19 protein-coding genes are annotated in these 25,811 nt (G+C 46.6%); 10 read left to right on the forward strand and 9 right to left on the reverse strand.

The window, feature by feature from the left end:
• Positions 1-362: 362 nt before the first annotated feature.
• Both glgB and QUA90_RS21645 read right to left on the reverse strand, forming a co-directional pair.
• Positions 363-2,657 carry a 1,4-alpha-glucan branching enzyme gene (gene glgB, locus QUA90_RS21640; RefSeq protein ID WP_333210030.1) on the reverse strand — a complete coding sequence of 765 codons (2,295 nt, stop codon included), beginning with the start codon at positions 2,655-2,657 and terminating at the stop codon, positions 363-365.
• A gap of 358 nt (positions 2,658-3,015) precedes the next feature.
• Positions 3,016-3,174: a hypothetical protein gene (locus QUA90_RS21645; RefSeq protein WP_333307541.1), complete on the reverse strand. Its 159-nt coding sequence runs from the start codon at positions 3,172-3,174 to the stop codon at positions 3,016-3,018.
• Positions 3,175-3,369: 195 nt separating this feature from the next.
• Here QUA90_RS21645 and QUA90_RS21650 point away from each other — a divergent pair, with 195 nt between their 5' ends.
• Positions 3,370-3,618 (forward strand): hypothetical protein, encoded by a 249-nt coding sequence (locus tag QUA90_RS21650; protein ID WP_333210034.1) that lies wholly within the window; start codon positions 3,370-3,372, stop codon positions 3,616-3,618.
• Between the two features lie 381 nt (positions 3,619-3,999).
• Here QUA90_RS21650 and QUA90_RS21655 read toward each other — a convergent pair whose 3' ends face one another.
• Positions 4,000-4,200: a serine protease gene (locus QUA90_RS21655; RefSeq protein WP_333210036.1), complete on the reverse strand. Its 201-nt coding sequence runs from the start codon at positions 4,198-4,200 to the stop codon at positions 4,000-4,002.
• Between the two features lie 337 nt (positions 4,201-4,537).
• Between QUA90_RS21655 and QUA90_RS21660 the strand changes: the two genes are divergently transcribed.
• Both QUA90_RS21660 and QUA90_RS21665 read left to right on the forward strand, forming a co-directional pair.
• A complete protein-coding gene (locus QUA90_RS21660; RefSeq protein WP_333324926.1) occupies positions 4,538-5,113 on the forward strand; it encodes a hypothetical protein in 576 nt (191 codons plus the stop codon).
• A 292-nt stretch (positions 5,114-5,405) separates the two neighbouring features.
• Entirely contained in the window at positions 5,406-7,334 is a 1,929-nt protein-coding gene (locus QUA90_RS21665; protein ID WP_333324923.1) for a penicillin-binding protein 2, read from the forward strand.
• A 212-nt stretch (positions 7,335-7,546) separates the two neighbouring features.
• Here QUA90_RS21665 and QUA90_RS21670 read toward each other — a convergent pair whose 3' ends face one another.
• A complete protein-coding gene (locus tag QUA90_RS21670; RefSeq protein ID WP_445300130.1) occupies positions 7,547-8,167 on the reverse strand; it encodes a prepilin-type N-terminal cleavage/methylation domain-containing protein in 621 nt (206 codons plus the stop codon).
• Between the two features lie 708 nt (positions 8,168-8,875).
• Between QUA90_RS21670 and QUA90_RS21675 the strand changes: the two genes are divergently transcribed.
• Positions 8,876-9,094 carry a precorrin-6A/cobalt-precorrin-6A reductase gene (locus tag QUA90_RS21675; RefSeq protein ID WP_333447666.1) on the forward strand — a complete coding sequence of 73 codons (219 nt, stop codon included), beginning with the start codon at positions 8,876-8,878 and terminating at the stop codon, positions 9,092-9,094.
• A 164-nt stretch (positions 9,095-9,258) separates the two neighbouring features.
• Complete coding sequence (locus QUA90_RS21680; protein WP_333447668.1) at positions 9,259-10,038, forward strand: calcium-binding protein; 780 nt, start codon at positions 9,259-9,261, stop codon at positions 10,036-10,038.
• A gap of 114 nt (positions 10,039-10,152) precedes the next feature.
• On the opposite strand, the gene QUA90_RS21685 is transcribed toward QUA90_RS21680, so the two are convergent.
• Positions 10,153-11,370, reverse strand: a complete 1,218-nt coding sequence (locus QUA90_RS21685) for a CapA family protein (RefSeq protein WP_333447670.1) — start codon at positions 11,368-11,370, stop codon at positions 10,153-10,155.
• Between the two features lie 63 nt (positions 11,371-11,433).
• Between QUA90_RS21685 and QUA90_RS21690 the strand changes: the two genes are divergently transcribed.
• Positions 11,434-12,411, forward strand: coding sequence for a hypothetical protein (locus QUA90_RS21690; protein ID WP_333447672.1), 978 nt, complete (start codon positions 11,434-11,436; stop codon positions 12,409-12,411).
• A 79-nt stretch (positions 12,412-12,490) separates the two neighbouring features.
• Positions 12,491-12,925, forward strand: coding sequence for a Uma2 family endonuclease (locus tag QUA90_RS21695; RefSeq protein WP_333447674.1), 435 nt, complete (start codon positions 12,491-12,493; stop codon positions 12,923-12,925).
• A 239-nt stretch (positions 12,926-13,164) separates the two neighbouring features.
• Here QUA90_RS21695 and QUA90_RS21700 read toward each other — a convergent pair whose 3' ends face one another.
• From QUA90_RS21700 to QUA90_RS21710, 3 genes are all read right to left on the reverse strand, one after another.
• Positions 13,165-13,560, reverse strand: coding sequence for an SH3 domain-containing protein (locus tag QUA90_RS21700; protein ID WP_333447676.1), 396 nt, complete (start codon positions 13,558-13,560; stop codon positions 13,165-13,167).
• Positions 13,561-13,741: 181 nt separating this feature from the next.
• Complete coding sequence (locus QUA90_RS21705) at positions 13,742-15,535, reverse strand: N-acetylmuramoyl-L-alanine amidase (protein ID WP_333447678.1); 1,794 nt, start codon at positions 15,533-15,535, stop codon at positions 13,742-13,744.
• Positions 15,536-15,704: 169 nt separating this feature from the next.
• The gene (locus tag QUA90_RS21710; RefSeq protein WP_333447680.1) at positions 15,705-17,390 is read right to left on the reverse strand and encodes an NAD-binding protein; all 1,686 of its coding nucleotides are present in this window, start codon (positions 17,388-17,390) and stop codon (positions 15,705-15,707) included.
• 320 nt (positions 17,391-17,710) lie between these two features.
• Here QUA90_RS21710 and QUA90_RS21715 point away from each other — a divergent pair, with 320 nt between their 5' ends.
• Positions 17,711-18,367, forward strand: coding sequence for a COP23 domain-containing protein (locus QUA90_RS21715; protein ID WP_333389140.1), 657 nt, complete (start codon positions 17,711-17,713; stop codon positions 18,365-18,367).
• Between the two features lie 89 nt (positions 18,368-18,456).
• On the opposite strand, the gene QUA90_RS21720 is transcribed toward QUA90_RS21715, so the two are convergent.
• Positions 18,457-22,365, reverse strand: a complete 3,909-nt coding sequence (locus QUA90_RS21720) for a cobaltochelatase subunit CobN (protein ID WP_333447682.1) — start codon at positions 22,363-22,365, stop codon at positions 18,457-18,459.
• 237 nt (positions 22,366-22,602) lie between these two features.
• Between QUA90_RS21720 and cobJ the strand changes: the two genes are divergently transcribed.
• Positions 22,603-24,378 carry a precorrin-3B C(17)-methyltransferase gene (gene cobJ / locus QUA90_RS21725; protein WP_333389138.1) on the forward strand — a complete coding sequence of 592 codons (1,776 nt, stop codon included), beginning with the start codon at positions 22,603-22,605 and terminating at the stop codon, positions 24,376-24,378.
• A gap of 516 nt (positions 24,379-24,894) precedes the next feature.
• Positions 24,895-25,680: a hypothetical protein gene (locus QUA90_RS21730; RefSeq protein WP_333324896.1), complete on the forward strand. Its 786-nt coding sequence runs from the start codon at positions 24,895-24,897 to the stop codon at positions 25,678-25,680.
• The last annotated feature ends 131 nt before the right edge of the window (positions 25,681-25,811 follow it).

Raw genomic sequence — 25,811 nt, forward strand, 5'->3', positions numbered from 1 at the left:
ACAGTTGACAGTTGACAGTTGACAGTTGACAGTTGACCGCACGCGGGGCGACCTCTACCTGGAAGTCCGAGGATTGGAGTAATGAGTAGTCTTCTTTTAATTTCTCCCGATCAGGCTTGGGGCTTTAAACCAATTCTTTCTGGTAATTGGTAATGGGTAACTGGTAATCAGTAATTGGGAATTAGTATTACATCCGTTACATCCGAAGAAAGCCAATCCGTTGCAGAACTTCCTTCTTTCGCCACAACAACAAAACAAAAAAAAACCGGTTTCTTGGAGAAACCGGGTTTCGGAATAGCTTCAAAGTTTTAGGTTTAATAAAGTTTTGATTCTTCCTAACTCAAAACTCTCAGACTCACAACTTAAAACTGTTGAGATTTTGCTGTTGTTTTTGCCCGATCGAGCTTTAAGATCAAGACCCCCAAAGGTGGCAAACACAAGTCGATCGAATAAGCACTGTTGTGGAACCACCACTCCTCAGTCCACTTGCCCCCCAAATTCCCCATATTGCTACCGCCGTATTCCCGCGCGTCGCTGTTAAACAACTCCGTATAGAAACCTGGTTCCGGCACTCCTACGCGATAGTGAGAGTGCGGCTGCGGCGTAAAATTGCACACCGTCACCACAAACTCGTCGCCATCCTTCTCTCGGCGCACAAATGCCACGACACTGTGTCGGTTGTCACTGCAATCAATCCACTCAAACCCATCCTCAGCAAAATCTTGACTGTAAAGTGCCGTTTCGCTGCGGTACAAATTGTTCAAATCTTTAAAAAACAGCTTCAACTTTTGGTGCGGCTCGAATTGCAGCAAACGCCACTCCAAATCCCCCCAAACGTTCCACTCTTGCCACTGGCCGAACTCCATCCCCATAAAGATCGTTTTCTTTCCGGGATGAGCAAACATAAAAGTAAACAAACACCGCACGTTTGCAAACTTTTGCCATTCGTCCCCTGGCATTTTCCCGATGATGTGGGCTTTGCCGTGGACTACCTCATCGTGGGACAAAGCCAGCATGAAATTCTCGCTGTGGTTGTACCACATACTGAAAGTTATGTTGTTCTGGTGGAACTGGCGGAACCACGGGTCCATGTGGTAATAGTCGAGCATATCGTGCATCCAACCCATGTTCCACTTCAGGTTGAAACCCAAACCCCCTACATAGGTCGGCCAAGATACCATCGGCCAAGAGGTAGATTCTTCGGCGATCGACAACGCACCTGGGAAATAGCTAAAAATGACGTGATTCGCCTGACGCAGAAAATCTGCCGCCTCGATATTTTCCCTGCCCCCGTACTGGTTGGTCAGCCATTCTCCAGGTTCGCGACAGTAATCCAAATAAAGCATCGAGGCTACGGCATCTACGCGAATCCCGTCGATGTGGTACTTGTCAAACCAGAACAGAGCGTTTGATACTAGGAAATTCCGCACTTCGTTGCGGCCGTAGTTAAATACTAGGGTTCCCCACTCTTTGTGTTCGCCCTTGCGGGAGTCGGCGTGTTCGTACAAGTGAGTTCCGTCAAAGAAAGCCAAGCCGTGGCCGTCTTTGGGAAAATGTCCTGGTACCCAGTCCACCAGTACGCCAATACCGTTGGCGTGACACTGGTCAACAAAATACATGAAATCTTCAGGTGTGCCGTAGCGGGAGGTTGGGGCAAAATAACCGGTGACTTGATAGCCCCAAGAACCGTCGAAAGGATGTTCGGCGATGGGCAGCATTTCGATGTGAGTGAATCCCAAATCTTTGACGTAGGGTATCAGCCGATCGGCTAATTCCCGGTAAGTCAGAAAGCGCGCCCCAGGATTGAGTTCCGAAACCTGCACGGCGGGTTGTATTTCCCCATTTGGTAGCACGGCGGGTTCGTCAGTAGCCGCGTGCAGCCAAGAACCGATGTGGCATTCGTAAACCGAAATCGGCTGCGTCAGTGGGTCTGTGTGCCGCCGCTTTTCGATCCAAGCGCTGTCGTGCCAAGTGTAGGTGTCTAAGTCGGTGACAATTGATGCTGTTTTAGGCCGCACTTCTTGCTGGAAACCGTAAGGATCGGACTTTTCGTAGGGATGTCCGTCTTGGTTTTTCACTTCGTATTTGTAGGAAGTTCCCACGGATAGTCCCGGAATAAATAATTCCCAGATGCCGTTTTGCGACTTCCGCATTTGATGTTTGCGGCCGTCCCAATAGTTAAAATCTCCTAAAACAGAGACGTTGCGGGCATTCGGAGCCCAAACGGCAAAATATACTCCTGTGATGCCGCCTACTTCGGTGAGGTGCGCCCCGAGTTTTTCATAAATGCGGTGGTGATTGCCTTCTGAGAATAGGTGCTGGTCGAATTCTGTGAGTTTGGGTGATCGAAAGGCGTAGGGATCGTAGATGAAGCGCTCATGTTCCCCTTCTTTGACCCGCAATTGATAGTTTGCTAGTTCTGGGGTGTCGATCGTACATTCAAAAAAGTGAGGGTGATGTTCTGATTTCATCGGGTATTCGGCCCTGGCCTCCGGCAAAACTACGGATACCGCATCCGCATTCGGCAGATAAGCTCGGACGACCCAGACTTTTTTGCCATTTTCTTCGATCGCGTGAGGGCCTAGCACTTCAAATGGATCGTGGTGCTGATTCCAAACAATTCGGTCAATCTGTTCAAAGGGGACGGTCGCGGGCATAAAACTACTTACCTCAATCTTTTAACTAAATGGCTTTCAAAACCTAGAGCGGCGCTGCACTTTACATTTGGATACATTTTTGATCGCTGATCCTACCACTGATTAGCATGATCTTGACTGCTGCAGCTCCAGCGCGCGCCCTTGCACACACGGCAGGCTGTTGCCTTGCCGGCGGCAGAGCTGGGGTTTTGCTGCTAACATCTAAGTATAGAAATATTAAAACAAATTGAAAAATTTATATTTTTCTGAAATATCCTTGACTTATTATTTAATATGTGATACGAAAAATTTTCAAACTATTGTTGATTTGCCGCGGCAGGAGGGTCAATCCTGTAAGTGTGGGACAGCAGTTAATAGTTTACCTGGAATTTTCAGGTAGGGAGGATAGCCTGATCGAGCGACTTTCAGATTCTGGAGGCTGGGTTTCCCCACAAAGTCCGTGAATTTGGGCAATACGCTCAAACAGCCAAGGATGCTTAACTCGGTATTGAGGAATCAAAGCTAAAGCACTGAGCATGGCGACAGCAGCAAGCAATATCTGCCATCCTTAAGGAATTGCCTACCAAACTAGCACCATCCTACCAGCGACGGTGCAATAGGTTTAAAGCAGCACTGAGGCGCAACTGGAGCGAGTTTTGCCGAGGCAGGGTTAATACCGAACTGGTGCGGCGCCAATTGAATCACTAAACTTGCTCAAAACAGACGGCTCGATGTGCTGGACCGCACAGACGCGAAACTCGTAGTCAACAAATCGAGTAGCAATGCCGATGCTGTCATCGAGCCAGTTTTCGACGAGAATCCAAGTCTCTGCTTGCTTTCCTCTCGTCTGTGGGAACAGTTGCGGGGAAGGCAAGGGAGACTGGATAGAGTGCAAAATTTGCGTCGAATCTCGCTTGCCTCCGGTGGATATTCAGTTGAGGCAGCAGTGGCAATGTCCTCAAACATCCTGTCACAGGTTTGAGTTTCAAGACCTGCAGGCCGGGAGTCATTCGATTTGAGATTTGAGATTTGAGATTTGAGTTTGACACCACGGATAAATCCGGGGGCTTGAGGATGCAAGGATTTTGGATTTGGGATTGATTCCACGGATAAATCACGTGGCGGGTACCATCAAGAAATTATTGGTCAAATTTTCTAGTTGAAAGGGAATGTTTTTGTAACGCAGCGAATCAGCGGACTTTGCTGCGGTAACGGGACGTACTGAACTTTAGTAGTAAAAGCATCAGACAATCACTACCACCCAACTTGAGACCTAGACCGATGAGATGAAAAAATGCGAGGAGCGAACCATTTTTCACCCCGAGGCTAGGCTCGTTGGGCACCGACTCGGACAGAGCCCTTGTTAGGGCTTTTTAGGAGTAGGGGCAGGGCTAGTAGTGGGAGTGGCCTTTGGAGATGGAGAAGAAGCAGCAGGAGGAGTAGTAGTAGTAGTGCCAGGTCCGCCCGGAGAAGGGCTGGTGGGGCTGGTGGTCTCACCTCCGCAGGCGCCGAGGGCGGCTGCCAAGCCCACTACCAAAGTCAAACGAATTAATCCCTTGTTCATAAAAACTCCTTAACATTGAAAACCCATCGCAAGGAAGGGAATAGTGTACTTGAGAAACAATGCTGGCACGAATAGCTCAACGATTCGCTCGTTGATTACAATACTGCATTTATTAATAAATTTCACATAGATTATCGCTAACCAGCAAAGATTTCTTTTTTTTGGCAAATCCTGAAGTCAAAGAGACCAGTGGTAGGATGGGTTGGTTGGCTTGTGAGGTATCCTTGGTAAGGATAGCCGATCGAACGCAGATAGCCACCACTGGCGATCTCGGAGACAAAAAACTTTTAACCTCAATCAAGCTGAAGCTACCCCATTTTACGTATTGGTGAACTCTATGACCGCTGCTATCAGATCCCCCGATTCTCCCCGCTCCCGATCGACCCGCAAGCCCGCTGCTGGCGCTGCCAAAAGCAAAGTTACTTCTATTGCCAAAGCTAGGCGGGCGAAGACAGGGCCGGTATTGCCCAACTACTCGCCAGCAGATGAACAGGCTCAGACTCGATCGTCGGCATCAGTGCTGAAAGTGTTGCCCAATCGCCAGCAGCAGCCAGTGTGGTTACGATCGCTCCTGCAGGCACAGCGCGCCTCCTCAGTGGTAGCGCTTATGCTTTTGGGCGGTGCTCTGAGTCTCTACGGCTTGACAGTTTACGGCGAGCAGCGCTGGAGTCAGGAGTATCAAAAACTGGAAACTCTGCGCCTCCGGGAACAGCAATTGAGTGCTTCTAGCGAAGTCTTGAAACACCAACTTGCTAAAGAAGCCCAAAATTCCGAAACCGGTTTGGTTCCACAGAATCCTGGGGACACGATTTTCTTGCAGCCGGCCCCTGAAACTCGATCGCCCGTTGCGGCACCAAATTCTGAGCCCGCTCTCAAGAGTCGAGCCGGTGTGGAAACACCGCTGGGCTATTAAACCTGTGTCAAAGCGGAGAGCGCCCGAGGGCCTGAGTGTCCGAGGGCTTGAGAATTGGAGGATCTAATTTCCTTGTTGACTTTTTTGCAAGTCGCGATCGATTTTCTGCTTCCCACCGTAAGTTACAGATTAAAAATAATTAAGACCACTTCAAAAAATAGAATGCAACTGTAGGTGATCCAAACCCTGATAGGGAATGCTCATTCCCAAGTCGTGAATTTTATCTTTTAAGATTTAAGTTATAAATTCTAAATTCTAAAACGCTCTAACTTGCTATTGAATTTTTAATGCCATGAGCTACGACCCCCGTTTTGACCGCTACAGATCGCCGAATTTTAAACGCAAAAAACAGGCGGGCGATTCCCTACGGGATAGCTTCGCCGCGCGTACTGGGTGGGAAAAACCAGCAAAGCCTAGATATTCCGGCAGTTTCGGCCGATCGCCACAACAGACAGCTGCATCTTGGGGGCGACCGGTGGAGCGTTTAAAGCGCAGCAAGTTCCGTTTGTGGGCGGTGTGGGCGGTGTTGATGCTGGGGGGGCTGGGGCTGGCCGTGAATTTGTTTTATTTGCAGGTGACGCGAGCTCCGGCGCTGCGTAAACAGGCCGAGCAGCAGCAAACTCTCAAAACGAAGCCCTTTGTACCGAGACGCCCGATAATTGACCGCGCAGGAAATGTTTTGGCGATCGACAGACAGGTGTACACGCTCTACGCTCACCCGAAGTTGTTTAACCACTCGAAGGCGGAAATTGCTGCTAAATTGGCTCCGATGCTGGCGATCGAACTGACTCCGGGCACTACGTCGGAAACTGAACTGATACGCAGGTTTAATCTTGCTGAAAGCGGTATTACAATTGCGGAGTCTCTGCCTCAAGAGGTTGCCGATCGCGTCGCTGGGATGCAAATTAAAGAGAGTCTGGTCGATGGCTTGGAGTTGCTGCGGCAGCAGCAGCGTTTTTACCCGCAGCAGGAATTGGCGGCGGATATCCTCGGTTATGTGGACGGGGAACGGAAGGGACAAGCCGGGGTGGAATACAGCCAGCAGAATTTGTTGGAACGATCGATGCCGTCGATTCAGTTTAGCAGGTCGAGCAATGGGAATTGGGTTCCCGATCGGCTGACGGCGGGATTTGTACAGCTTGATGACTTGAAATTGCAATTGACGATCGACAGTCGCTTGCAGCGGGCTGCCCGAAGTGCCCTCAAGGAAAAAATGAAGCAACACGATGCGAAGCGGGGCACAGTGATTGTGATGGATGCCCGTAACGGGGAATTGCTGTCAGTTGTGGCGGAACCTTCTTATGACCCGAATCAATATTTTAATTTCGATTTGTCGCGCTATAAAAATTGGGCTGTCACTGATGTTTATGAGCCTGGTTCGACTTTTAAAGCGATTAATGTGGCGATCGCTCTGGAAGCGGGTGCGGTGAAACCTAATACTGTGTTTAACGATGAAGGTCGGATTTATATGAATCCCTGGACTATCCAAAATTCCGATTACCAAAGAGCAGGCGCGCGCGGCCCTTCGACTGTTACTGAGATTTTGAAACATTCTAGTAATGTGGGGATGGTGCACATCATGAGAACCATGAAACCTTCTCTTTACTATCAAGCTTTAGAAAAACTCGGACTCGGACAAACTGCGGGAACTGATTTGCCTTTTGAAGTAAGCAGTCAACTTAAAAATCGAGAGCAATTTATTAACTCTCCGGTGGAAGTTGCTACTACGGCCTTTGGGCAAGGTTTTTCGATTACTCCGATGCAGTTGGTGCAGCTTAACGGCGCTTTGGCTAATGGTGGCAAGTTAGTGACTCCTCACGTTGTGCGGGGACTTTTTGATAGGGAAGGTGAAGCTTATTGGAAGCTTCCGAGGGCGGTTCCAAAGCAGGTTTTTTCGCCGGAAACTACTAAGCAAGTGTTAGAAATGATGGAAACTGTGGTTGATGGTGGTACGGGGAAAGCTGCACAAATTCCTGGGTATCGGATTGCTGGAAAAACAGGCACGGCTCAAAAAGCTAATGCTGGTGGGGGTTATTCTAAGAACGCGATTATTACTAGCTTTGTGGGGATAATGCCTGTGGAGGCTCCTCGGTATGTGGTGCTGGCGGTGATTGATGAGCCTAATCAGGGTTCTTCGGGGGGTACGGTGGCGGCGCCGATTGTGGAGTCGGTGATGGAGGCGCTGATTTCTATTGAGAAGATTGCGCCGAGTAAGAAGTAGTTGATTATATCTGAGATGTGGCGTCAGAAATTGACATCGAATATAGCTATCGACAACAAGGCGATGGAGGAGACGGCAATGCCGTTTCCCTACCCCCAACATAATTCATCGGGTGATCGGATGTAAGCATCGCCCAATTTGTATGAAAACGGCACTGCCGTGTCCAGATTTCGGGTAATATCGTTTTCCCTGACGCACCTTACATAAGTGACTCAGTAACAATATCTTTTATTTTCGTTGGGTTTTGATTGTCGTTTGGAGGTGCGTTTATGTCCTAAAAGAGTGGAGATGATGATGCAGCGTTGGCTGTTTCTTAAGTTGGGATGATATAGCGTTAGGGTTCCTTTGGCTCTTATACTCGTTAGCGTGCAATCGTGGTCGCTTCGAGATACGGGGCAACCTCTGTGGTTGAACATGACGCGCCGGATTGTGCCGTTTGTTTTTTGCTCGTTGCTTTCATTTACTTGGAGCGCTGTTGTTTCATCTGGATCTATATGAATTTGCGGTTCTAGGTTTTTCCATTGACTGTCTGGTATTTGGGCTGGGGGAATGTCGGCTGGGTGAACGGCTATTTGTACATTTTCTCCTACTTGTTTGAAGCTGGCTTGCCATGAAATTTTGGATCGTTTGGCGTTGCTGTGGGCAAGTTCCATTGCCCAATAAGCTCTATCGATCGATAGCTTTAAACGGTGGTTGTTGATAAACATTAGCCAAGAGGGGGCGACGATCGCACAAAATATTCCTATGATTAAAAGAATTATCAATAGCTCAATCATTGTAAAACCTGCAGCAGGTGTAGTGGCTCTGCATTTAAGCGTTTTATTTATTGACACGTAGATGAACTCCCTGATATTTAGCTTGCCAAAAAAACAGCTAGGAAGAGCTATTTTTTTTATTGGCTATATTTTAACTTTGGGTTTGGGAAGTGTGTAGATCGGTATTTACTGAAAATTTATGCGACTTTAAAAAAAACTGGGGGTAAGGAAACGGCAGTCAGGAAACGGTAGTGCGGTTTTCCTGCAGCAATCTTGTCGATCGCCCGATCGCATCAGAGCCAGAAGGTATGTAGGGAGAATCTCAATTTCTAGCTTGCCTACTTTCATTGAGATGCTCCCGACGTGCCGGGAGTCAAGGTGGAAATTTGTACTTAACTTGAGAGACAAATTTACTTTCGACGCTCGTGTTTTAGCGTCAAGAATAGTTTGTCCTCACTGTGAGAATTATACAGAAGAACTCCATCAGAATCTTGCGGAGTCCAGGGCGCGCGCGCGATCGGATATAACGATTCCCCGGTTAATGGTAGGAAAACGGCAGTGCGGTGTCCTAATTTCGGGTAACGGGTAAAATCAACCGGATCGGATGTAACGATCGCCAGATTTGTAGGGAAACGGCACTGCCGTACCGCGATTTCGGGTAATATCGTTTTCCCTGACACACCCTAGATCAGTGACTATTTGGTTTTTGATGCGGGCGATCGATCCTCCTGCACTAAATACTCCTATACCTAACGGTAAATTGTTATTAGCAAGGGACCTGTTACATTGAAATACGAGTGGCAATTACTATTAAAATACCTGAGTAATATAATTGTTAGTAAAAACAGCGGAGGATCTGCTACTTATGCTAAAGTTGTTGCGGCTAGAGAACTGGGAATTCCGGTGGTGATGGTGCAGCGCCAGCAGATTCCCGATGTTGAGCAAGTTGCTGATGTGGAAGGGGAGATTGATGGGTTCATTCAGCAGTTGAGTTCCCTAAAATGAGTGTCACTCAAACAAGCGACTGGTCGAAAATTTTCAAAATAGTTAAAGTAGATATAACTCATTAAGGGAGAGCGATCGCGCTCTTAGATTTTGCCATCCCACCTCGATGGCAATTTCGCTAGCACGATTTGCGCTCCCGACTAGCAATTTCAGGAACTAAAACAATGGTTATCACTGGAACTGAAGAAACAGACAGCTTGAAAGGCACCCCAGAATATGATGTCATATACGGCTTAGCAGGGGATGATTCTCTAGTCGGCTTGGGCGGAAACGACTTTCTGTACGGTGGCGAAGATGACGATACACTCTATGGCGGTTTTGGCAACGACCAACTATTTGGTGAAAATGGCGATGACTTCCTCGACGGTGGCTATGGATACGACCAATTAAATGGGGGTAGCGGTAATGACGAACTGCGGGGCGGGTATGCGGATGACATCCTAATTGGAGGTAGCGGAAACGATAAATTAGACGGCGAGTTTGGAGATGATTTTCTCATCGGCGGCACGGAAAATGATTCTCTTTACGGCGGCGATGGAAACGACATCCTAACTGATAGTGGCGTAGGCCGCGATGGCAGCGACTATTTAGACGGCGGCAGCGGGAATGACCGAATAATTGCTTACGGTTACGCGCCGGAAATTGATGCAGATACGCTGATTGGGGGGACAGGATTGGATACCTTCGTTCTGGGCGCGCCCGGTCAGGCTTTCTACAATGTTGGCGGCGATGCTGACTACGCATTAATTACTGATTATCTGCCCTTTGCAGACACAATTCAACTGCAAGGAAGTGCGTCTGACTACCTTTTAGATGGCTCTCCAATTCAGGGAATTTCTGGCACTGCTATTTACCGCGAAGAAAATTCAAATTACGAACTAATTGCCGTTTTGCAGGACAGATTTTTAACTCAGAGCGCTCTAGGTTTGTTCACTTACGTGTAGGCGACAATTCTCAAAAAGAAGTGGTAGGTGGTAGGTGGAATAGACTAAGCATCCAACCTAAAACCTAAAAACTAGATAGAGTCCTATCCAGTCCCCCCCTGCTTAAGGGAGGGATTACTTGTTATCTTGAGGTTTATTTAAAGAATTAAGATGATTATTCATATCCTGCAAATCTCTTTTGAGAACCGGATACTCCGAAGTTGCTAATAGCGGATCTTTTTTATCGGTGACAGTTTTTGCTAGGGGCAAAACGCGGTAGTTTAATTTGTTATTCAATCTGTAGCGGTGCACCCAAGTAGGATGTGTTTTTACATCTGTAATTTCTGTGGTTTTTTCGGGAAAAGTTTTGCGAATATTTACTTGCAAAATTACGCCTAAGTCTGTATATTTTTTATTCTGACCGGAAATGAAGTTTCCCATTGAATAAATTGCTACAGCTTTGCGGCTTTTACCATTTTTTCCGGGAAAGTTAAAAATTTTGTAAGGTTGGACGACGTGGGGATGGCTGCCGAGAATGATGTCTGCACCAGCTTTTAATAGGTTTTCCACTAATTGTTTTTGTTGGGGGTTTGGCTGTCGCTGATATTCATTGCCAAAATGCAGGGAAATTGCGATAATATCTGCTCCTTGTTTGCGGGCTTTGGCAATGTCTTTGACTATCTTTTTTTCGTCTATTAGGGAAACTAAGTAATCTTTGCCTTTGGGTATGGGAATGCCGTTTGTACCGTAGGTGTAGGCTAGCATGGCTAGTGAAATGTTGTTTTTGGTGCTGATAAAAATGCGATCGGCTGCGGCGGCTGATGTGGCTGTTCCTATGGAAGCAATTTTGCGATCGCTCAGATTGGCGATCGTCCTAATTACCCCTTTTTCTCCACGGTCTAAAGCATGATTATTCGCGGTTGTCAAGATATTAAATCCGGCTTTTTTAGCCGCATCCGCTAATTGAGCCGGTGCGTTAAATAGCGGATATCCCGTATATCCGCCCGCATCTTCCCCCGCTAAAGGTGTTTCGAGATTTCCGATGACCCAATCGCCTGTTGATAGGATACTTTTAACTGGTGCGAAGAAAGTGTCAAAATTGTATGTTTTCTTTTTTGCGTCGTAGCCCGATCGCGTTTGGGTACTGTGCATCATGATGTCGCCGACAGCAATTAGTTTGGCTTCTTTGATCTCAGACTTTGGTTCGGAGGGAACAGAGGCTGCAATTGGCGATGGCGTCCCGCCCCGCAAGCTACGACTTTCTGTAGGCTGTGTGTTGGTTTGTGGCGTTTCGATATTGCAGCCTGCGATGGAAAGCATGGCAATTAGCGAGAGCAACCGACGAAAATCCATGATTTTTAAGAGTGATTTGTCGGCTTATATGGTATCATAACTAATTTAGTTACGGCTAAATAGATGAAAAAAAACTATCTAATTCTTGCCTTTATTGTTTTTGTATTAATTACGGGTTTTGGTGTTTTAACTTACGCTCAAACTTCGAGCAATAGACCTTTTGAATTTGCCTTGATTGGCGATTTGCCCTACAGTGCCGAACAGGAAGCACAATTTCCGAGTTTGATTGCAGATATCAATCGATCGCCCGCCGCGTTTGTAGTCCACGATGGCGACATTAAAAACGGTTCTAGTGTCTGCGATGATGCAACTTTTGTCAGTCGCAAGCAGTTATTTGACAATTTTGAGATGCCGTTTATTCTAGCCTATGGCGATAATGAATGGACAGATTGCCACCGTTCCAAAAATGGCAGTTACGATCCAGTAGAAAGACTCGCTAAACTGCGAGAAATATTTAGCAACGGTAATCAAAGTTTAGGAAAGCGCACCTTAACTCTCACCCGTCAAAGCGAAAACCCGCAGTTTGCTAAATTCCGCGAAAATGTTCGCTGGATTTATCATGGAGTTGTGTTTTTGGCGATTAATATGCCGGGAAGCAATAACAATTTTGGCCGCACTCCCGAAGCAGATGCAGAATATGCCGATCGCAATTCAGCTAACTTAGCGTGGATCAAAGAATGTTTTGCTTTAGCCAAACGCAGCAATAGCAAAGGAATTGTGTTAGTTGCACAGGCAAATCCGGGATTTGAACTCGATCCGACGGACAAAAGAAGAAGTGGCTACAACGATTTTATCGCAACTCTGGAAACAGAAACAGGCAATTTCCCAGGGCAGGTTGTATTCGTCCACGGCGATACTCACTATTTCCGCATCGATAAACCTTTACCCTATTTTACCGATGAGACTCAACTACCGAGAATGAAAAATTTTACTAGAGTTGAAACTTTTGGTTCTCCAAACGTGCATTGGTTGCGGGCTTTTTATGACCCTACAAATCCTAATTTGTTTGAATTTAAACAGCAGATTGTTCTGCAAAATTAGGCGAGATCGCACTATTTTTAGGCAAAATAAATATGTTTTGGGATTACCGTGAAGATAGGTAGAATCGAGGAATTTATTTATGACAATCGCAACTGGGCGCCTCACCCTTGAAGAATTTCTGAAACTGCCAGAAACCAAACCTGCCAGCGAATATATTGAGGGGGATATTATCCAAAAACCTATGCCGAAAACAAAGCATAGCTTATTGCGATTAAAAGCTGACAACGAAATTAATCAGGTGACGGAAACTCCCAAGATAGCTTACGCTTTTCCAGAGTTGCGGTGTACGTTTGGCGGTCGATCGATTGTTCCAGATATTGCGGTACTATTATGGGAACAGATTCAATTTGATGACAGCGGCGAACCAGTGGATGATGTGCGAATTGCACCGTATTGGGCGAGCGAAATCCTGTCGCCACAGCAAAGCTCAAATCGCGTAACTAGAAAAATTATTTACTGTCTGCAACATAATTGTCAGTTGGGGTGGCTAGTTGATCCAGACGATCGATTTTAGCGTTTTTGCCCAACCAACAACCGCAATTCTGCGAAGGTAGCGATGTCCTTCCTGTACCCGAAATGATTCCCCTGAACATCACCGCCGAACAGGTGTTTAGCTGGTTGAGAATGCAACAATGAATCAGGGCGATCGTCTTTTTTGTACCAATTTTAAAAATCTCCAGGTTTGGTTGCTAATGAGGACTTTACTCTTTATTTAAACTCACGAACGTAAGTCCTCACTACAAACCAAATTCCCTATTGTCGCCACCTGTCAAATTGGTCTTCGGAACAGCCATTAATAAATTGATTGTTCACCCAACCGTCGAGAATGGTCAAAGTTTCATTAGGAGGATTTCCCGAAAATCTGGCCGCAATTTTCACCCAATTACCTTGTCTGCTGACAGCCCTAACTCCATCTCCTCTTTTGAGTTTAGCTACAACCGGGTATTTATTGCCTGGGCCTTTGCGAATGTTAACAGCGCCACCTTCACCTGTAATAAACGAGCATTGAGTTTGCTTTTTTAAAGCTTCGGATTTGGCGGGAGAAAGACTTTGCTGCTTGCCGAAAACAGGAAAGCTGTAAAGTGAGAAGCTAAGACTTGCAACGACGGCTGCAATAAAAAAGGCTTTTGATTGAGTAAAAATTAGCATTATTTCATTTCCTTGGATTGGCTGAACTGAAGTCCTGACTATAGCAATACTAAAGGAGTCCTAAACTTTTTACCCCACCCCAACCCTCCCCTTATCAAGGGGAGGGAGTAAGAGATTCACAAATGATTTAGAATTGCTATATGATTTTTTTGAGAAGAAATTCAGTCCTTACTACTAACTGTTATTTGACAGACGCAAACCATTCAGTAACACCTTGGGCGATTGCCTCGGCTAACTTCTTCTGTTCTGTCGGATTCACAATCCATTCAAACTCTTCGGGATTGATCATAAATCCCAATTCCATTAAAACAGATGGAGCAACGGCAGGACGAGTCATGGCTAAGTTGTTCCAGAATACACCATAGCTCGGACGGTTCAACTTGGCAACTAAATAATTGTGCAAAAACATTGCCAAACTGTGCGCTTGCGGGTGAAACCAGAAAGCGCCGACGCCTTTAGTCTTAATCGCGTCGCCGTTATCTGGCAAAGCATTGTAGTGAATTGAAATTGCGATCGCAGGTTCTTCTTTTTGAATCATTTCCACCCGGGGTGGCAAATCCAAATCGACATCTTCTAACCGAGTCATTAGCACATTCGCGCCCCGATTTATCAATTCCTCTCGCACCAATTTTGACACCGTTAAAGCTACTGTTTTTTCCCTAATTCCCACTGGACTCACCGCACCTCCATCCTCCGGCCCACCGTGTCCAGGATCGATGAGAATCTTAATTCCCGACAGCGGCTTTGCTTGCGAGACAGGTATCATGCTTGTATTCGTCGGCGGGTTTTTTAAAGACAGCACTAAAGTTGTGCCCTCGTATCTCAATTTATAGCCCCACTGCTGGGCAGATTTGAGATTAAAAGTGTATTGTACTTGCAGGGGCGCGATTTGTTGCCATTCTAAACGTGAAATTACTGGGTCATCAGAGAGGCGAATAATGTCAGTTTGAGCGGTAGTATTGTACAGGGTTAAAGTGAAAGTGCGTTCTCCTTCCTGCACGGTGACTGGGACGGGTGTTTCTAAGGGAAATAACACCTCTGTCCAGCCGGAAACTTGACGCGAACTGGCGCTGCGAATAATCGATCGCGGAGGAACTGTATCCTTGACAATTCGCACTTCCGCTGCTTTAATCCAAGCACCGTAATCGAGTCTAATCCATTCTCCCTCGCGCCCGATAATTGTTGCTCGCGTTCCCTTCGGCAGCGGTGTCATCCGAGAAAAATCTGTACTCGCTCCGGTTCGGGCGACACCAGGATCTGCTGTTACTTCGGCTATTTCTAAGTCAGCCGGAGAAAGAATAGAAATCTTGCCAGTACCCTGTTGGCTGATAGTTCGATCGTTCATTGTTAGCTCAAACGATGGCACGCCTAAATCAACTGTTTCTCCCTGAGATGAGAGGGCGTTCTCAGGGGTTTTACCGCAGCCTTGATACTGTTCGCTGCCGCCTTTTTTGATCGGGGAGTTTTCACCTAACAGTACAGATTTGTTGTCGGGTAGTTCGACTTGCGATCGCGCTTTTAAAGGAATAGTAACCCCCGCCAATTTTACTGCAACTTGAGCATTGGCAGGTGCGATCGCCCCAAAGCAAATATATTCCCCCGGCAAACTCGCGACATCGACTTTTGGCGTCAGGGAATCTTTAGCAAAAGCTAATCCTACAGGGGCTACCGGCTGATTCGACTCGCGCGTCACCTTAATTTTGACTTCCTGATTGTCGTAACGCAATGTAAAGACATTTTCGCCGAGTTGCAGCGGAAAAGTCGGGGCGAAATGCCCGGATGCGGTGCGCGAAATTTGGTTGCCATTTACCAAGACTTGTCCCGGTGCGGGCGCTGTGCCGATTAAAAAGATGCGATCTGCTGTAGTTTTGTGGTTAGCGGGAGGATAAGCGACGAACAAAGGTTGAGCGGCGACAGCTACAGAGGCGATCGCCACGATTATCCCAAACACAACTAATCCTAAAAATTTTCTCATTCTAAACCGCAACTAATTGAGAGTTTGTTGATTATTTATACTAGAACTTGCCCTAAGAAACCGGATTTCAGAGGATTAGTCGTAAGTCTTATTTACTAGACAGAGACCATTTTATCAGGTTTGTAGTTGCAATTGAGCGATCGGCAATATAAATTCCCGCGTCAAACCATTAAGTTTTAATTAGTTCAGAGGTCGTTCTCCACAGTTGCTCCAACCTATTCGCCGGCATCGTCAAATACAAAACATCCCCCGCACTCAGACAACAATTCAGCAAATCCCAGCCGTGAATAGTTTGACCCTTAGTTTCCGCATAAAGAGGCACAAAATCCGCAGACTTAGCAGCATCTTGAATACGGTGGCCACAGAAAGGATGGTTGGGCGTAATCAAGGTGGCCAAGCAAACCCATAGACTGTCAGCAGTCATTCCGTTGCCCAAAATTCTCCCTCCAATCGCGGCTGCCGCGAAAGCAGGAGCAGCCAATTCCGTCGGGTTCAAAACTCCTTCAAACTCAAAAACTTGCTGCACCATTAAAGCAAAATGTGGGTCTTGATTGCGGACAATAACTGATAGTTTTGGGGCTAATCCTTTAGCGCTCATGGCAATTTCGACATTAGACATATCGCTGCTAGTTACCGCCAAAAGTGCTGCCGCTTGCTTAACATTAGCAGCTTCCAAAGTTGCGGGTAAACTAGCACTTCCCTGAATGACCGGAATTTTCATTGAGCGAGCCGTGTTCAGAAACCGGCAGTTTGGATCTTGCTCGATCGCCACAATATCGTAACCGTTAGTGTGCAGTTCTTTAGCAATTTGGATACCGATTCCTCCGAGCCCGCAAATAATGTAATGATGGCGCTGCGGCACTCGCGCCACATCCCAATATTCGGTAAAGCGAGTTCCCAATACATAATCGTTGAGCAGTGCGTAGCAGATGCCGACGATGCCGGCTCCAACTAACATCATGAGAATTGTAAATAGTTTAATGCTTTCTGGAGCTTGTTCTGCCACTTTTTCATGGCCTCCGGCTCCGGTAATCATCCCTACGGAAAAATAGAGAGAATCAACAATTGAGATATTATCGTCAACACAAATATAGGTGGCAGTAGCAACGGCAATCATTGCCAGCAGCGTCAATACAACAATTACTGCTGCTTGGCTGTGCTGCTGAAATCGGCGCAGGCTAGTTAATGTTTTTAGCAGTTTTTGAGTTAAAGTTTTTTGGGGGCTGTGGAGAGTCGGCTGAGTGGCAACAATTAGCCGATCGCCCTGCTGACACTGCCGATCGGCAAGCACCGCCGATACTAAATCAGTTTTGTTAGCAGCTGGCAGATAATAAATCAACATTCGCGATCGATCGTCCCACAAATCGCTCAGTTTTCGATTTTTCCAAGGATGTATTTCATCGATATATTCTTCGTGAATCGCCCAAGTGCGATCGAACAAACGTAACTGTCCGATCGCCTGATTGCCGAGAGCCGCAAAAGCAAAAACCGGAGCAGCCAATGATGAAACGCTCATGGAAGTGTGATCGGGCAAAGTGTGGTCAATTCTGTCGCCCAAGCTAGTATTAAACAATCTGTTAATGATGCGAATCTGAGGATTGAGAATCCTCGCCTGCATCAAAATTGCCAAATTTACAGCATCATCGTCTGCCGCAATTACTAAAGTGTGAGCGTTTTGAATGCCCGCCGCCAACAAGGTAGAAGCTGCTTGCAAATTGCCGACAACCACATCAGAAGTTTCGCCGCGAATTGGGCGATCGCTAATACCAACCACAATCGCTCCTTGCTGTCTCAACAAACAAAAAATCTTGTGTCCCGTGTGACCCAACCCGCAAACAATGATTCGAGGTTTCATAAAAATTTATTTGCCAGCCAATTTCCGAGCTGTGCTTTCTAGTTTTACTTACCATTGTTGACTGCTCTGGCTTTGAAGAATGTAGCTAAAAACACTATCTAGGATACTTGTGCCACAGTCTCGAAGTGTTGGAAACAAAGAAATGGCTGTGCCGTGTTCCTAAAGCCACGTTTCCAAGTGTTGAAATAAACACACCACACTGCCATGTACCTACAGACAAGAGGTGCAACTAACCTGATTTAATATTTGAAAAATATCCGGGTGTGACAGCCAACCAGCGGAATTTGAATAGGTACGGACACTGCCCTGTCCCTACAACTATGACTTCCTACATAAATTTAGCTGCCTTAGTGGCAGGAGTTATTATGAAATTGACTGCACCCTTATTAGCATCCGCTTTAGTTTTCGCAGGTACTGTCGCCTTGGCAAGCCAAGTGCAAGCAGCTCCAACGAGCAACTGGAATAGCCCTAGAACAACATTTCAGTGCGTTACTTCCGGTCGGAATTTTGTCACAATTGCGCGGCGGGGAAATGTCACGACAGATCCAATGATTCTGTGGAAATCTACCGAATTCGGTCGCGAATATACACCTTGGCAGCGCTGTCAAATTGTTTCCAATAGATTGACAAAAGCTGTTGCCCAGAATGGTGGAAGATTGAGCAACTTGCAGTTAACAACAGGAATTGTTAATAACTTGCCCGTAGTTTGTTACGTGAACGGACAGGGGCGTTGCAACTCTCAAAATCTGCTGTTCACCCTAGACAAGCGCAATGCTAAAAATCCCGGTGATGCTTTAACGAGATTGATTAATTTTGCCCAAGACGGCAGCGGGCCAGTTACAACGTTCAGAACCGGAGCTCCATCGTCTGCACCGCAGTTTGTTCCCTTTGGAGATATGGTCGATCGAGCTTTTAATTCTCCAAACAATAAACCGTCAGTTCCTGTAACAAAACCGCAGGGCGATCGAGGTATTTAATAGCCGCGCCTCTAACTTGCACCTGAGAAATTTTGAAACTATTGTGGGGTGGGCTTCTAGCCCGCCCCTAAATATTTATATTAAAAACACTACACTGTCACCCCTTCAATCTTCTCATCTGTTAACTCGTACAACTCGCGCAACTGCTGCAACTTATCCGCATCCGGCAGCCAAAAACCTCGCCCGTTAGCCTCCAACATTCTGCCGACAATATTGCGAAAAGCTTCAGGATTGGCCTCCCGCAACTTCTTCGCCATCTCTTCATCTAAAGCATAAGTATCAGCCGCCTGATCGTAAACCCAACTATCAGTAAAATCAGCCGTTCCGCCCCAACCTATTAATGCCGTCATCCGCTGCGAAATTTCATAAGCGCCGCCAGAACCTTGATTTGCCATCGCGTTAGCCCACTTAGGATTTAGCAACTTAGTTCGATATTCCAAGCGCAGCAAATCTTCTAAATTGCGCGGAGTTGTATCCTTAGAAAAACTTTCTACAAAACTCGTGTTAACCTTTTTGCCGCGCTGCTTTTCTGCGGCTTTCTTCAAACCGCCAGTATTCGCATAATACTCTTGAATATCAGTCAAACCGTATTCCACAGAATCAATTTCTTGAATTATGCGATCGCACCCTTGCAACAACTGAGTCAAAACCTCCGGCCTCGCTTCCCCCTTATCCTTCCTCCCGTAACTAAAAACATTGCGACTTTCCCAAGTTTTCCCCAACTCATCCCCCGATTCCCAACTACCATCAACAACCCTATCGTTAACCAAAGAACCAAAATCCCCAGCCGGATTAGAAAACAACCTTGCCGAATAATTCTGCACGCCTTTTGCCTGCAAGATTAAAGCGTGTTTGCGAATAAAATTCTCCGATTCCGGTTCATCCGCATCCGCCGCCCGCACGAACAAATCATCCAACAATTCAATAATATTCACAAAGCTATCTCGAAAAATTCCCGAAAGATTTCCCAACACATCAATCCGGGGATGACCGACATCAGCTAACGGTTTTAATTCATAGCGAACAATGCGGCCAGTACCTTCTTTAAGAGGTTCAGCCCCCACCAATTCTAGCAAAATGCCAATAGATTCGCCCCGCGTTTTAATCGCATCCAAACCCCACAACATCACCGCCACAGTCTCAGGATAATTCCCATGTTCCTCAAGGTGCTTCTCAATAATTTTCCGAGCAATTTCGCGCCCCCTTTCATAAGCCGCCGGAGAAGGCATCCGATAAGGGTCTAAAGCGTGAATATTCCTGCCCGTTGGCAGCACCCCAGCCCCATCTCGCAGCAAATCCCCACCAGGGGCCGGCAGAATATATTCCCCATTCAAACCCCGCAAAAGATTAGTCAACTCATCCGTCGTTTGCAACAACAAATCCCGCACCAACAAACCCTCCTCAAAAAGCCCGCCAAACCCCTCTTGTGGCACAGGCATCTTGCCTGTGCTTGTTTGCGAAACAATTTCTTTTACCTGTTCTTGTGATAACCTCTCCCCAAAATAAGCCTCAAGATAAGAGGTCATTTCCTCAGAATTAGGCGGTTCCCCGAGAACGTGCAAACCAGAAGAAAACAAGCGACATTCCACCACCTGCAAATACTCGTAAAGCTTCACCAGATAGCGGTTAAAAGCATCAGAACTGAACATTCCCACATTTTCAAAACTAAAAGCAATACCCAACTTGCGAGCCTCATCAAACGGACAATCAGCCTCCAAACCGCTATCTAAAATTTTCTTACAAATAGCCTCTTTCAGCACATAATTCTTTGCCGGATCTTCCCGATATTCCGCAATCAAATCCCGCAAAGCCATCAATTCCTTGTACAAGCCAGCGCGGCCGTAGGGCGGCACGTTGTGAGAAATCAAAACACCGTAACCGCGCCGTTTAGCTAACATCGATTCCGACGGATTGTTGGCGGCATAGATATAAAGATTCGGCAAACTTCCTAACAGAATATCCGACCAAGAATAGCCAGTATTTCCGAGAGGAGATCCCGGCAACCATTCAACAGTGCCGTGCATTCCGAAGTGAACCACAGCATCAGCTTGCAAATCATTTTGCAGCCACTTGTAAAACGCAGCGTATTGAGGGTGAGGTGTCAAATCGCGATCGAACATTAAGCGCATCGGATCGCCCGAAATTCCCAGCGGCGGCTGCAAACCTATCCAAACATTCCCCAGTTGAATGCCACCGATTTGGAACTCATCGCCGTCTGTCTTAATCCCAGTACCAGTTAAAGATTTCCACTGTTTTTCGATACGGCTTGTTGACAAGTAGCCCAGCCATTTTTCTAAAGTTTTGACATTAACAGTCTCTTTTGTGGTACGGGCATCTTGCCCGTCACCAGTAGCTTCATCCGCGTCTTTAACCCTGCGAATTAACTCCTCCCCGTCAGCCGGAATTTCTCCAACTGTATAACCTGCTGCTTGAAGTTTGTGCAGGAAATTTAGCAGCGATTTCGGTACATTTAATAAAGCAGCCGTACCCGCCGCACCGTAACCGGGAGGAAACCCGTAGAGAATAATCGCAATTTTCGTTTCAGATGACGGAGTTTGCCGCAGTTTCACCCAATTTTTAATTCTACTTGTCAGGCGTTTCGCGCGATCGGGAACCAGATAAATATCCTCACCCACCAAACCGCCCAGGGGCACTGGATCGATCGCGCCATCCAACTCAGGCAAAGCATACAATACCACACTTTGCAAACCTCCAATCCCCTGACGAGTCCAAGAATGGATATCCTGAATCAGCAGAGGTGCGGACACAAAATAAGGTACATTTTTAGCAGTTAAAATCCGCTTAGCAACTTCCACCTGCCTTCCACCCTCCATCGAACCCGCAGGCCCGCCAACCAAAGGAAAGCCAATAGTAGAAACAATCGCATCAACTTCCACAGCATCTTTAGAAAGCGAAAGAGTTTCAATATTGCCTTGTTTTCTGCGCCCAGTTTCATCAGCAGTAGTCATCCAATCCCGCACCGCCACGTGGCCTTCAACACCATTGATAAAAATCGGCAAAGGCACAATTCCCGCATCTTCAAAATAGCGAATCAATTGAGGAATATAAGGCTGCTTGGTGATAACGTGTTTGCGGTAAAGCAAGATGCCCACAACAGGGGATTTTCCTCCCTCCACTTTTTGAGACCAATTGGTCTCAAATTTTGTGGAACGGGCATCTTGCCCGTTAGAAATCCGGTCTAAATTTTCAGACAAATTAGTCTCAAATTTTGTGGAACGGGCATTTTGCCCGTTATAACTATTTTTATCAAAATGTCTAGCCTCTTTTGTGGAACGGGCATCTTGCCCGCCCCTAGCACTTTGATTACCGAGATACCAATCCAAATATTGCCGAGGCGATTCAAAATAACCATTATAATCGGGATGCAATAAACCCATATTGGGAGTTTCCACAGGCGGCGGAATTTCTGCTACCTTCAGCCCCAAATACTTTTCGGCAATAATCCAAAACATTGAGACAACATTATCCGCACCGCCCGCATTCCAGTAACCATAAATAATCAGCCAGTTTCGCAAATCTTGCACTTTTTGCACGGGTACATATTTTAATAACTTCGGCCCAACCTTCAAAAAGCTGATATAACCAGCCAGCTTATCTTCTTCTCGCCCATTGCTGAACTTATCCAGAATAAATTTAACAGGCTTCGGCATTCCCTTCGGCTTGTCGCCCATTTTAAAAGCGCCGATTTGAGTAAGACTCATCAATTCCAAAGCCGACTCAAAAACCAGGCGAATAGGGATATGTTGCACCCTTTCCCGCAGCCACATTACCGCATCGTAATCAAACAGCAAACTCCCAAAAAACACATCAGCATTCGAGAGAGCGGTGGCTACAGCGTCAGGTTCCTCTGCGAGGGCCCGATCGCTAAAAACCCGTACTTCCAATCCCTGACAGCCAGAAACAGCCAACTCGGCAGCTTTACGGTACAAATCAGCATTAAAAGATTCAAACCCTGCAATTAAAACAATGCGTTTCACAGCCAAACCTCCGAATATTTGCTTGTTTTAATGATAAACTAATTGCAGAGATGCACAGGCAAGATGCCTGTGCCACTAATAAAACAGAAAAACTTCTTGCTTCAATTCTTTCTCTTCTTTCTCTTCCTTCGCGCCCTAGCGCTTACGCGCGGCTTCGCGGTTCGTCAAATATGTCTTATTAAAGTAAGAAGCGATTAAAATAATCAAACCAATCCAAACACAGCCATAGTTACAAACGTGAATCGAATTCCTCCCGCAATAGTTATCTTAGGTCAAAACAGCCTGCCGATCGCCAAAAAAATCTCCGCACATTTTCCCGGTTCCCAGATTTACGGTTTAATCGATCGCACTTCCAACACAGACATCAACTTTAGCAACTTCGGCGAAACATTGCGGGAATTGTTTGCCACAGAAACCCCAATCATCGGCATCTGCGCCGCCGGAATTATCATCCGCACCCTCGCCCCGCTGCTGTCAGACAAACGCGCCGAACCGCCAGTTTTAGCCGTCGCCGAAGACGGAAGCGCCGTCGTACCCCTGCTGGGCGGTTTGCACGGCGTTAATGATTTGGCCAGAGAGATTGCAGCAGCCCTCGGCGTACAACCTGCAATTACCACCACCGGAGATATCCGGTTTCGCACCGCCTTACTGAGTCCTCCCCAAGGCTATTATTTGGCGAATCCAGAGGATGCGAAGACTTTTATTTCAAATTTGCTCGCGGGGGCAAAAGTACGCCTAGAAGGGGCTGCAAGCTGGCTTTCCGAGAGCAATTTGCCGTTAGCGCAGCCCTCGGAGAGGATCGCCCCCGACGCCCAATTAACTATCCGCGTCACCGAAAAAGCAATTGCGCCGACGCCAGATTGTTTAGTTTACCATCCGCAAATTGTGGCAGTTGCACTTGCGAATCTATCGAATATTCAGCCAGAAATAGCCCTGTTTTGCGTGCAGGAATTACTGGCACAAACAAATTTGGCAGCCGCTGCAATCGCTGGATTTTTTGCCTTAAAACATGAAATGGGAAATCCGGTATTAGAAGCAGTTTCAGCATATTTTAAAGTCCCCGTCCGCTTTTTCAATCTCTCCGAACTTGTCGAATTAGACTCAATTGAATTCATCGAAAATAAGGCCGCACAAATTGCCCTGACAGCAGCAGGTGCAAACAGTCAGTTAATCGAATGCGATCCCACTTTATCCCTGAATTGCGCGATCGCCCTGGCCGCCGAACCCATAAATGCTAGCGCGATCGGATTTAGCCGCGGCAAACTCGCGATCGTCGGTACCGGCCCTGGAGGCGCGCCCTGGATGTCGCCGGAGGTTAAGGAAATTCTGCGCGAAGCCACGGATTGGGTGGGTTACAAGTTCTATCTCGACTTAGCTGGAACCCTGCGGGAAGGGCAAAAGCGGCACGATTCCGACAACCGCGAAGAGATCGATCGCGCGCGTTTTGCCCTAGATTTAGCAGCATCCGGCAAATCTGTCGCCGTTGTTTCGTCGGGAGATCCGGGTATTTTTGCGATGGCTGCAGCGGTGTTTGAGGCGATCGACTTTGACGCCAAACCCGAATGGCAAGGCATCGATATTCGGGTAGCACCGGGCATTTCAGCCATGCAGGCGGCCGCTGCTGCGATCGGAGCACCCCTCGGACACGATTTTTGCGTGATTTCCCTTTCGGATATTCTCAAGCCCTGGGAGGTCATAGAACAGCGGCTTTCGGCCGCTGCGATCGCAGATTTCGCGATCGCATTTTACAATCCCATCTCGAAACAGCGGATTTGGCAACTCGGAAGGGCGATCGAGATTTTGTTGCAAAGTCGCGATGCTAATACCCCCGTCATATTGGGGCGAAACCTCGGCCGGCCCGGTCAATCTGTGCGCGTTTGCACCCTCGGCGAATTCCAGCCGGAAGATGCAGACATGAGAACTTTAGTGATTGTCGGTTCGAGTCAAACTCGGATTATTCCTCGCAAATATGGAGATGTTTGGGTTTACACGCCGCGCAGGTACGAAAAATAAGTAAAGCAGCAAAAACTTCGGAAATCAGCAATTGACTGAAAGCTAATTAACTTTGACAAGGAGATTTTTTGATCTTGCTGGGGGAAGTCTAGGTTAACAAATGGCGGCGAATCACTCGATCGCGATCGACCTCTTATTTCCTCTCAGGGTTTTCACTCTCGATTAATGAGTGATGACCTTTGATTACAGACATCCTCGGTACTGAGGGATCTCGGCTTCCTGAAGCCGAGTTTCTCTGGCAGATATCGATCGAATTTAGATATCGACTAAACCGTAGTAAGGATTTCAGCTTCTTTTTTGGAGATATCTAATTTACATTTCAGGAAACAAAAAAAAATTATATAGCCACCATAAAATTAAGGGCGATCGAGGTCTGCTAAATTCCTTAATCCTACGGTAACAACAAAAATAAGGCCTTCACCCAGATGAGTCTTCTGTGTCTTTGGGTAGACCGATTTTTTTTTGTCTGTTGATAAGATTCTCTTAAACAAAGCTTAAGAGAACGGTTAAAAGAACATGAAATTCCAAATCCCTTTAGCTCCTAGGGCTGTAACCCAATTTTTGCTTCGAGTGGTGACCTGTCTAGTTGTACTATCTTCTTTAAGTCACATCAATCTGCACTTCTTCCCGGATTCCCCGTTTGCAGCCTACTTTTCAAAGGTATTCAACGTTGATTACGAGCGGAACCTTCCAAGCTTCTACTCTGTTTTGGCATTGCTGTTTAGTTCTCTCTTGCTGGGTGTGATCGCCTATGCGAAAAATTTGGATAGCGATCCATACAAGCATCACTGGAAAATTTTATCATTCATATTTTTATATATATCTATAGACGAAGCTGGTCAATTGCACGAAAAATTGATTGACCCGATGCGAAGCCTGCTAAAGGCCACAGGATTTCTTTACTTTACTTGGGTTGTGCCGTTCGGTTTTCTGGTAGCGATATTTCTATTATCCTATAGTAAGTTTGTGTTCCACCTTCCTGTTGCCACAAGAAAATTGTTTGTTGCAGCATCCGCTGTTTATATTGGAGGAGCAATGGGGGTGGAACTGCTAGGGGGATACCTAGCTTCTACAACGGGGATGCAGGATCTATCCTACGCGATAGTAGTGACCCTTGAAGAGTTATTAGAAATGGTGGGCATCGTTGTATTTATCCACGCCTTGATTTCATATATCAAGACCTATATAGGTGGGGTAAGTTGGAATATTTACATACCAGGAAAAAACGCACAAGTTACCGATGAGCAAAATCTCGGCATACCTGTCCTTAGCGAACCCGCAAACAGAAACCTATCAAGGTAAATCACTTGAAACCCGGTTTGATGGACGACAAAAATGCTGCATTATGGCCTTTGAGCAGGATAAAAAACCCGCTTTCTTTGGTACTGATGTGTCCTGGACTGGAGATTCTGTGATCGGCGGCGCACCAAACG

It is taken from the genome of Microcoleus sp. D3_18_C4 (assembly GCF_036702355.1).
Classification (GTDB): domain Bacteria; phylum Cyanobacteriota; class Cyanobacteriia; order Cyanobacteriales; family Microcoleaceae; genus Microcoleus.